The following is a 10,111-nucleotide window of genomic DNA, read 5'->3' on the forward strand; positions in this document are numbered from 1 at the left end:
GAGGGAGGCGTGCGTCATAGCTCTCGAGTGAAATCTGCGGTACAGGTCGGGGTGGCAGCGGGCGCGCGGGCTGCGGCTGTGCTACTGGAGCTGTCGGTGGCGGCTGAGGCAGTTTTGATGGGTTGGCTGGATCGTTCACGGCGGTTCTCCTTGCAATCAGGTTGCGGTTGAGTACTGTTCAGTTTGTCGATGCTGGTTCTTAGCTTGGAGTCTTCAACCAAGTGATTCTTCCTCGGCGAAGATGCATCCAGATCAAATCCTACGAAACAGATTGCTGATGCTAGAAGCGGAAGCGATGCACCAAAGAGCCAAAGCAATGCCGTTCTATTTGCCGTCTTCCTGACTTCATTGATTCTCCGGTTGCTGTCCGCGCAGTGCGCCAGGGTTTCTGATACATAGGCCTCCACCTCCCCGGATTGTGGGAGCAGTCTGCCCTCTCTGCGATCTTCATCCTGAATTCTGAAGACGTCCGCTCGATATGCAACGGATTGGACGGCATTTGGGAAGAGCACATACTGAAACCCGGTCAGGGCGTAGCCAGTGTAGTAAATAGATTTCGTCAAAAACACTGCGAAAGCTACTAGGAAGACGAAAAATAGCGTAATTCCAGCAGCATTTGCGCCATAGTCCATCATTCGACACATGTACGTGGCGGAAGCTATGGCAGTTGCATAGAGGCCGAAGTTCAACTGGAGCCTTGAGAAAATTCTCTCCCGTTCATCCAGCTCATGAAAATAGATCTGACGGAGCAGGCCATCTAGATCACCATCTTGTCGGAACATGTTCATGTTGGTGCGTGGTCTTCCTTGGCATGATGTTTTCTTAAAGCGTGAAATCTAAGCAGACCGCGCCAGCGCCAGCAACCGCTCGGCAATCCGTTCCAGCGGCACCTGTTCCTCGGCGGCGCCGAGCTTGAAGGCGGCACCGGGCATGCCCCAGACCACGCTGGTGGCCTCGTCCTGCACCAGCGTGGGTGCGCCGGCCTGGCGCATCTCCAGCAGGCCACGTGCGCCGTCATCGCCCATGCCGGTGAGGATGGCGCCGATGGCGTTGCCGCCAGCGTTCTGCGCGACCGAGCGGAACAGCACGTCCACTGCCGGCTTGTGCCGGTTCACTGCTGGGCCGTCGTCGACGCGGCAACGCCAGCGCGCACCGTCGCGGATGATCCGCAGATGCTTGCCGCCTGGCGGCAGGTAGGCATGGCCGGGCAGCACCGCTTCGCCGTCGCTGGCCTCACGCACCGCCATCGCCGAGTGGCGGTCCAGGCGTTCGGCGAAGGCACTGCTGAAGCTGGCCGGCAGGTGCTGGGTCATCACCACGGCGGGCGCGTCGGCCGGCATGCCTTCCAGCACCACGCGCAGGGCTTCGGTGCCACCGGCTGACGAGCCGATCGCGATCAGGCGGTCGGTGGTACGGAACTGCGGCGCGGCGGGGCGCATCGCAGGAGCGGCTTCCAGCAGGAGCTTCGGGGCGGCAGCGCGCACCAGCGGACGCACCCGCGAGCGCGCTGCCATCTTGACCTTGGCGATGATCTCGTCGGCGTAGCCCTGCAGGCCGCGCGCAACGTCCAGCTTTGGCTTGGAGACGAAATCCACCGCGCCCAGCGCCAGTGCCTGCAGGGTGGTGTCGGCGCCGCGCTCGGTCAGCGACGAGATCATCACCACCGGCAGCGGGTGCAGGCGCATCAGGTTTTCCAGGAACGCCAGCCCGTCCATGCGCGGCATTTCCACATCCAGCGTGATCACGTCCGGGGCCAGGCGCTTGATCTTCTCGCGTGCCAGCAACGGGTCGGCGGCGGTGCCGACCACGTCGATGGCCGGATCGCTGGACAGGATCTCGGTGAGCATCTGACGCACGACGGCCGAGTCGTCGACGATCAGGACCCGGCAGGGGGCGTTGCCGGTCAGGGTCATTCGAACAGCTCCACGCCGCCGGTGACCGGGGCCTTGGACAGGCGTGCACGGACCGCCGATTCGGTCGCAGCCACTTCTGCCTCATGGGCATGCGGCAGGCGCTGCACGACCACGCGGCCGGTATCGGCGAAGAACCAGATCTTGCGCGGATGGATGCCGCACAGGTCCTCGGCAATGATCGGAATGTGCTCGGCCTGCAGGTACTGGCGTACGAACTCGGCGTTGCGGGTGCCGACTGGATTGCTGGTGAAGCCCTTGAGCACGTTGGCGCCGCCGAACACCTTGGCCTCGATGCGCTTGCGGTGTGCGCCGCGCTTGAGCATGTCGTTGATCAGCAGTTCCATCGCATAGCTGCCGTAGCGTGCGGGTGCGCCGTCGCCGGCGTTGCCTTCGGGCAGCAGGAAGTGGTTCATGCCGCCGATCTTCAGCACCGGGTCGCGCAGGCAGGCGGCCACGCAGGAACCCAGTGTGGTGGTCAGGGCCGTGGTGTCATCCACCACCAGGTACTGGGTGGGCAGCAGCTTGGCGGCGATGGTCTGGAAGCGTGCGTCCTGGTAGCGCATCACATCGTCGGTACGCAGCGAGGCGTTCATGCGCCGGCCTTTGCCGCGCGGCGGTACAGCGTACGGCCGCAGGGCTGGATCAGGTCGGCGGCGTGCAGGTAGTTCTCCGAGTGGCCGGTGTAGAGCAGCCCGTCGTCGGCCAGGTGCTGCACCAGGCGACTGAGGATCGCGCGCTGGGTTGGCTTGTCGAAGTAGATCATCACATTGCGGCAGAACAGCGCGTCGAATGGTCCGCCGACGTCGTAGCGCGGGGCGAGCAGGTTCAGCGGGCGGAACTCGATCAGCTCGCGCAGCGCCGGCAGCACGCGGCACTGGCCCTCGTTGGGGCCGCTGCCGCGCTGGAAGTAGCGGCGGCGCAGGTCCGGATCGAGGCTGGTGACGCGATCGATGTTGTAGACGCCACGACCGGCGGTGGCGAGCACCTGGGTGTCGACGTCGGTGGCGATGATGCGTACCGGTGGCTTCAGGGTGCCGAAGGCCTCGCAGGCGGTGATCGCCATCGAGTAGGGCTCTTCGCCGGTGGACGCCGCGCACGACCACAGCAGCAGCGGCGTGCGGCTGGAGCGCTGCTGCAGCTCTTCGCGCAGCTTGTCGAAGTGGTGCGGTTCGCGGAAGAACGAGGTCAGGTTGGTGGTCAGGGCGTTGGTGAACGCCTGCCACTCGTCACCATCTTCCTGCTCCAGATGGTCCAGATACTGCTGGAAGCTGCGCATGCCCAGCGTGCGCAGGCGGCGCGACAGGCGGCCATAGACCATGTCGCGCTTTGCCGGGGCAAGGGCGATGCCCACGCGCTGGTAGATCAGGTCGCAGACGCGGCGGAAATCACGGTCGGCGAACTCGAATTCGCGCGGGCCGGTGACGATGGGAGTAGGACTTTGCACGGGGAACGTGTCCATCGGCAGAGGCGGCGGCCGAAGCCGCCGCAGGTGGGTCTCAGAATTCCTGCCAGTCGCTGTCGCTGGCGACGAAGGAGCTGGCGTTGCTGCTGCGGCGGACCGGTGCCGGCGTCGGAGCCGGCTGCGGGCGCGCCACGGCGGCGGCAACATGCACCGGCTCGACACGCGCGGCCGCCGCCTTCATCGCGGCGGAGACCTGGTTGTCCAGGCGGAAGATCGCCACGGCGTCGGCCAGCTGGCCAGCCTGTTCTTCCATGGCACGTGCGGCGGCGGTGGCTTCTTCCACCAGTGCGGCGTTCTGCTGTGTGGTCTCGTCCATCTGCACCACGGTCTGGTTGACCTGCTCGATGCCAGCGCTCTGTTCCTGCGAGGCGGCGGAGATCTCGGCCATGATGTCGGTCACGCGCTGCACCGAGGCGACGATCTCGCCCATGGTGCTGCCGGCCTGATGGACCAGGCTGGAGCCTTCGGCGACTTTGCCGACCGAATCATCGATCAGGCCCTTGATCTCCTTGGCGGCAGCGGCCGAGCGCTGGGCGAGGGTGCGCACTTCGCTGGCGACCACGGCGAAACCACGACCCTGTTCACCGGCACGTGCGGCTTCCACCGCGGCGTTCAGCGCCAGGATGTTGGTCTGGAAGGCGATGCCGTCGATGACCGAGATGATCTCGGCGATCTTCTTCGACGAGGCTTCGATGGCCGACATGGTGTTGACCACCTGGCCGACCACGCTGCCGCCCTGCGATGCCACGCCCTGCGCGCCGATCGCGAGCTGGTTGGCCTGGCGGGCGTGTTCGGCGTTCTGGCGCACGGTGGAGGTCAGTTCCTCCATCGAGGCAGCGGTTTCTTCCAGATTCGCGGCCTGCTGTTCGGTACGGCGCGACAGGTCGCTGTTGCCCGAAGCAATCTCACCGGCGGCCAGGGTGATGCTGGAAGCACTGGCCTGGATCTGGCCGACGATCTGGGTCAGCTGGGCGACGGTGGTGTTGGCATCGTCGCGCATGCGCGCGAACACGCCCTGGTAGTCGCCGTGCATGCGCGCGGTCAGGTCGCCTTCGGCGATGGCCGACAGCAGCTGCGAGAGCTTGCCGAGGTTGTCATCGCTGACCGCCATCATCGCGTTGAGGTTTTCCAGCATCAGGCGGAAATCGTGATCGAAGCGCTGCGCATCGCCACGACGGCTGAAGTCGCCGGCAGCGGCGGCACTGGCCAGCTGCTTGATCTCGGCATTGATGCGGCCGAGGTTGGCCTTGACCGTGTCGACGGTGGTGGTCATCGCGGCCTTCTCGCCGGGGTAGCGCGCGATGTCGCGGCTGAGATCACCGACCGCGTACTGCTGCACCACGTCCAGCACATCGTGCAGGGTCTGCACGTGGCCGCCGACCAGGGCATTGGTTTCCTGCACCATCAGCCCGTACTCGCCGGGGAAAGCGCTGGCGTCGATGCGGTAGCTGAGCTCGCCGCCGTCGTGGCGACGCGCCATTTCACGCTGGCCGCTGATCACCGCGTGCAGCTGCTGCTGCATGCCGGACATGGCGTCCAGCAGGCGGCCGGTCTCGTCATGCGGCTGCGGGCCGATGTGGCTGTCCAGCTTGCCGCGGGCGATACCCTCGGCGACGGCCGTTGCCTGCTTCAGTGGCACGGCGATGCGGTTGCCGATGAGCCAGCTCAGGGCCAGCACGATCAGCACCAGCACGCCACCGGAGACCGCCATGATGGCGGTGAAGACCAGCGCCTGCTTCTGCACGTCGTCCATGTAGACGCCACTGCTGACCACCCAGTTCCACGGCGCGAACAGGCCGGCGTAGGCCACCTTCTCGACCTCGCCCTTGCTGCCCGGCTTGGCCCAGCGGTAGTTGACGAAGCCGCCACCGGCCTTGGCTGCTTCGACCTGGTCGTAGTAGATGCGTACGCCGTCGTCGGTGCGGAAGTCCTTCATGTCCTTGCCGACCAGGTCCTTGCGGAACGGGTGCATCAGCAGGCGGTAGCCGGTGTCGTAGATGTTGAAGTAGTACGCATCGTTCTCGGCGCGCATCACTTCCAGCGCCTGCAACGCCGCGCTCTTGGCAGCGTCCTCGCTGAGCTCGCCGGTACCGGCCAGCCGGTGGTAATGCTGGAGGATGCCGTAGCTGAGTTCGACCTGGGTCTTCAGTGCGGTCTTGCGGGTCTCGGTCAGGTCGAGGTACTGCATGCGGGCGGCGATCACCGAGAGCGCGATCACGCCAAGCGCGATGAGCAGCGTCAGCAGGTTGAGCTTGCGCCGGACGGAGAGGTTGCTGAAGTAGTGTTGCCAGCGATGCAGGAGATTCATCGAGCAGGACCAGGTCGAAGCGGGCGGGCGGCGCCGAGCCGGTCAGCGGCGGGACAAGCCGTGACAACCCCGTTATCGGCCGATGGGGCGGGGGATTGAGGCGTAGTGTCCGAACGTATTCAGGTTTCCTTGCAGTGGCGGCTGCGGCGCTGCCTGCGGCAGGCTTTTGAAGCAACAGCAAAAGCAACAGCAACGTCGGTTGGTCGGCTCTGAATTGTCAGTGGCTGGCTGGGCCGGGGTGGGCTGGCGGGACACGCCGTAAACCCGTCCGTGGGGGCTCGATGGCGCCATCCATGGCGCCAACGGTCCCGCCAGCCCACCCCGACCCAGCCCTCTCGGCATTTCGGTGTCGGACGGCAAGAGCGTTGGGTTTCCAAATGGAAAGAGGGGTCAGATCCGTTTTCCTGCGGAAAACGGATCTGACCCCGGAAGTGACCTGGCTTTTGTTTTTTGCTCTTCCTTCTTCAATCCGGGGTGGACGCGCACGGAAAGTGTCCGTGGCCGGGAGGGTGGGTTGCGCAGGGGCGTGAGCCGCATGGATGCGGCGACCGAGCTTACATGGACGTACTTGCAGCGTCCCCTGCGCAGCCCACCCTCCCGGCCAACCCTCGCTAGCCAAGCGCTTTCCGCGACCCACCCCGAGGGGCTTCGCCGTTGGCTGGACATCCTGATACCCCGTAAACGAAAACGCCCCAGCGCAGGGCCGGGGCGTTCTCGTACCTCAGGTCAGGCAGACATCAGAACTCCTGCCAGTCTCCGTCGGCCAGTTCGGTGGCCATCGGGCGACCACCTGCCGTGCGGCGGGCCGGCGGTGCGACCGGGGCCGGGGCAGCCGGTGCAGCGGCACGCGGCGCCGGGGCGGTGACGCGCGGGGCAACCACGACCTCGGCTTCGTCCACCACGAAGATCGACACGGCCTCGCTGAGGTGGCCGGCCTGTTCTTCCATCGCACGCGCGGCAGCAGTGGCTTCTTCAACCAGCGCGGCGTTCTGCTGCGTGGTCTCGTCCATCTGCACCACGGTCTGGTTGACCTGTTCGATGCCGGCGCTCTGTTCCTGCGAAGCCGCGGAGATCTCGGCCATGATGTCGGTCACGCGCTGCACCGAGGCGACGATCTCGCCCATGGTCGCGCCGGCCTTGTGTACCAGCGCCGAGCCGTCGTTGACCTTGCCGACGGAGTCGTCGATCAGGCCCTTGATCTCCTTGGCGGCAGCGGCCGAGCGCTGGGCGAGGGTGCGCACTTCGCTGGCGACCACGGCGAAACCACGACCCTGTTCACCGGCACGTGCGGCTTCCACCGCGGCGTTCAGCGCCAGGATGTTGGTCTGGAAGGCGATGCCGTCGATGACCGAGATGATCTCGGCGATCTTCTTCGACGAGGCTTCGATGGCCGACATGGTGGTGACCACCTGGCCGACCACTTCACCACCCTGCGAGGCGACGCCATGCGCGCCGATGGCGAGCTGGTTGGCCTGGCGGGCGTGTTCGGCGTTTTGGCGCACGGTGGAGGTCAGTTCCTCCATCGAGGCAGCGGTTTCTTCCAGGTTGGCGGCCTGCTGTTCGGTACGGCGCGACAGGTCGCTGTTGCCCGAGGCGATCTCGCCGGCGGCCGAGCTGATCGCGCGGCTGGACTGCTTGATGCGGGTGACGATTTCGCTCAGCTGCGCGGCAGTGGCGTTGGCGTCGTCGCGCATGCGGGCGAACACGCCCTGGTAGTCGCCATGCATGCGCACGGTCAGGTCGCCCTGCGACAGTGCGGCAAGCAGGCCGGAGATCTGTTCGATGCTGCCGGCGTTGGCGTCCAGCAGGCCGTTGATCTGCTGGGCCAGCTGCAGGAAGAAGCCTTCCTTGTCGGTGGCGTCGATGCGGCCGGACAGGTCACCGGCAGCAGCCTGGGCGATCACGCGTGCCACTTCGGCTTCCACCTGCGCTTCCTGGGTGCGGTCGCGCCATTCCACCACGTAGCCGACGGTGTCGCCGCCTTCATTGCGGATGGTCGAAACCACCTGGGCAAACTGGGCATCGCCGTACTGCATCGGGCGACGGGCAACACCGTGTGCCTTCAGGTTGCCCAGCAGGGTCTGGTCCATCTCGCCGCGGTGTTCAAGCACGGTGACCGGCTTGCCGATCAGCGAGGCCTGGGCGTCGAAGTCCGGCAGGTCGCGGCGTACTTCGTCCTGATACTGGCTGAGGGTCTGCTGCAGTGCGCGGTTGATGTAGACGATGGTGTTGCTGGTATCGGTCAGGTACACGCCGGTGGAGCTGTAGTCTAGCGCGGTACGGATGCGCAGGTTCTCGCGGGCAACGGCCTGGTCGGTTTCGATGCGCTCGCGCAGGTCGCGCTGCATGCGCTGCATGGCCTGCATCAGTTCGCCCACTTCATCCTGGCGGCTGACGTCGATGTGGCCATCAAGCTTGCCACCGGCCACGTCGTTGGCAACCGACACGGCGCCGCGCACGCTGCCGACCAGGGCACGGGCAAACAGCCAGACCAGCACCAGGCCGAGCGCGGCGCCGCCCAGCAGGGCGATCACGGTCAGCACGGCCGAGGCGGAATAGGTGGATTCGGCCTCTTCGCGCGAGGCGCGGGCGAGGCGGTTGTCTTCGGCGATGAGGGCTTCCAGCGCCGAGGCAGCCTTGCGGTGCTTGGTGCGGGTCTCGCCGACGAAGGTATCGATGGCGTCGTCCGGCAGGTCCAGTTCCAGCATCTCGGTGACGCTGTCATAGGAGGCCAGGGCGTCCTTCCATTCCTTGGCGAAGGTGTCGAACAGCTTCTTCTGCTGCGGATTGTCGACCAGGGTTGGGTAGCCCTTGATCGACTTGTCCATGCTCTCGCGCAGCTCGACGGTCTGCTTGCGTGCATCAGCCTTGACGTCGTCGCTGGCGCGGATCAGCTGCTGGTAGGCGGCGTTGCGGTATTCACCCAGCATGCCGCGCATCTCGCCGGCCATGCGGATGCTCTCCATGCGAGAACCCGCCAGCTCGGTGGTGACATTGTTCAGCGAATGCAGGCCGCGATAGGCGACGATGCCCTGCAGCAACATCACCAGCAGGAGGACACCGAAGGTCAGCAGCAGCTTCGGCATCAGTTTGAGGTTGTTGATCCACGGCATGGGCGTTGCGATCTCCTAAGGCAGACGCGTCCGGGCATCGGGCCCGGTTGCAGCAGAAACCACGCCGGCGCCAGGTCCGGCGTGGTTCGACGGACAGCGGATTACTTGATGTTGGCCAGCTTCAGGCCGGCCGGCGAGCTGACTTCGATTTCCGCGCGCGAGGCGTCGCGCTGGATCTTGCCGATCACGCAGACGGTCTTGCCTTCCAGGGTTTCCAGCGGGAAGGAGAACTTGCCGCGGTTCTCGCCGGCGATGCGGGCCGAGAAGGTGTGGCGCGGGAAGGCGCCGCCCATGTACAGGAAGGTCGGCTGGCCTTCGGAACCTTCTGCGTAGCGGGCCTTCTCGACCTTGCCGCAGACCATGCCGTCCTTGCCGACCGAGCGCGGTGCCAGTTCCGGCGGGATCATGTCGGCCGACTGGGCGAACGCAGCGGAAGCGGTGGTGGCCAGGACAGCGGCCGAAACGAACGCAAGCAGGGACTTCATCGAGGTGTATCTCCGGGGATGGTGATGGTCGTTCCGGTTCTGCGCGCTCCTGCGCGACCGGCTTCTGTCCCCCTATCGGCACTGCCGGAGGGAACTGAAGGGTTGTGTGACCAGAACGTGAAGCAGGTCCGTTCGATCAGGCGGCGGCGTCTTCAACGACGTTGGCCTGGCCCATGTCGGCGCTGTCCAGCAGGGTCTCGATGTCGAGCAGGATCAGCATGCGGTCGTCCTGCGTGCCGATGCCGGAGATGAAGCGGGTATCGACGGCGGCGCCGAATTCCGGGGTCGGGCGGATCTGTTCGGCCGAGAGCGGGATCACGTCCGAGACGCTGTCGACCACGATGCCGACCACGCGGTCGTCGACGTTCAGCACGATCATCACGGTGAAGGCGTCGTAGCGGGCATCGTCCAGGCGCAGCTTCAGGCGCAGGTCGATGACCGGGACGATGGTGCCGCGCAGGTTGATCACGCCCTTGATGTAGTCCGGCGCATCCGGCACCCGGGTGACCGCGTCATAGCCGCGGATTTCCTGCACCTTGAGGATGTCCACGCCGTAGTGCTCGGCACCGAGGGTGAAGCTGAGGAATTCGCCACCGGCGCTGGCGGTGGAGCTGGTCTTGTCGTTCATCGAGGGGTCCTGGTTCTGCCGGAAGTCCCGGTGTCAGGCTCGATATCGGCCCCTCGTCGGGGGACTTTAGGTGTGGCGCCTGGGGCATCCACGCATGGCGTGGATATGCCGGGGCCGGATCTGCCCCGGATGGGTAGTGCCGGCCGGGCGGCCTCACAGCTCGCCGTTGCGGCGCGCCTTGCGCTGGCGGTCGATGCGGAAG

General features: G+C 65.7%; 8 protein-coding genes. All 8 read right to left on the minus strand.

Features of this window, described 5'->3' with window-relative positions; translation table 11 throughout:
* Window positions 1–14 precede the first annotated feature (14 nt).
* Entirely contained in the window at window positions 15–788 is a 774-nt protein-coding gene (locus tag AC13GF_RS20820) for a hypothetical protein (protein WP_483005841.1), read from the minus strand.
* Between the two features lie 48 nt (window positions 789–836).
* A complete protein-coding gene (locus AC13GF_RS20825; RefSeq protein ID WP_483005842.1) occupies window positions 837–1,913 on the minus strand; it encodes a protein-glutamate methylesterase/protein-glutamine glutaminase in 1,077 nt (358 codons plus the stop codon).
* Window positions 1,910–2,506 carry a chemoreceptor glutamine deamidase CheD gene (cheD, locus tag AC13GF_RS20830; protein ID WP_014037083.1) on the minus strand — a complete coding sequence of 199 codons (597 nt, stop codon included), beginning with the start codon at window positions 2,504–2,506 and terminating at the stop codon, window positions 1,910–1,912. The genes AC13GF_RS20825 and cheD overlap by 4 nt, the downstream gene beginning before the upstream one ends.
* Window positions 2,503–3,372, minus strand: coding sequence for a CheR family methyltransferase (locus tag AC13GF_RS20835; RefSeq protein ID WP_483005843.1), 870 nt, complete (start codon window positions 3,370–3,372; stop codon window positions 2,503–2,505). The genes cheD and AC13GF_RS20835 overlap by 4 nt, the downstream gene beginning before the upstream one ends.
* Window positions 3,373–3,409: 37 nt before the next feature.
* Complete coding sequence (locus tag AC13GF_RS20840; protein WP_483005844.1) at window positions 3,410–5,683, minus strand: methyl-accepting chemotaxis protein; 2,274 nt, start codon at window positions 5,681–5,683, stop codon at window positions 3,410–3,412.
* Between the two features lie 737 nt (window positions 5,684–6,420).
* Complete coding sequence (locus AC13GF_RS20845; protein ID WP_483005845.1) at window positions 6,421–8,796, minus strand: methyl-accepting chemotaxis protein; 2,376 nt, start codon at window positions 8,794–8,796, stop codon at window positions 6,421–6,423.
* Between the two features lie 101 nt (window positions 8,797–8,897).
* Window positions 8,898–9,281 carry a hypothetical protein gene (locus AC13GF_RS20850; protein ID WP_010482470.1) on the minus strand — a complete coding sequence of 128 codons (384 nt, stop codon included), beginning with the start codon at window positions 9,279–9,281 and terminating at the stop codon, window positions 8,898–8,900.
* Between the two features lie 136 nt (window positions 9,282–9,417).
* Window positions 9,418–9,909 (minus strand): chemotaxis protein CheW, encoded by a 492-nt coding sequence (locus AC13GF_RS20855; RefSeq protein ID WP_010482468.1) that lies wholly within the window; start codon window positions 9,907–9,909, stop codon window positions 9,418–9,420.
* Between the last annotated feature and the right edge of the window lie 202 nt (window positions 9,910–10,111).

The organism is Stenotrophomonas sp. 22LJNL06-5-1 (assembly GCF_056861455.1).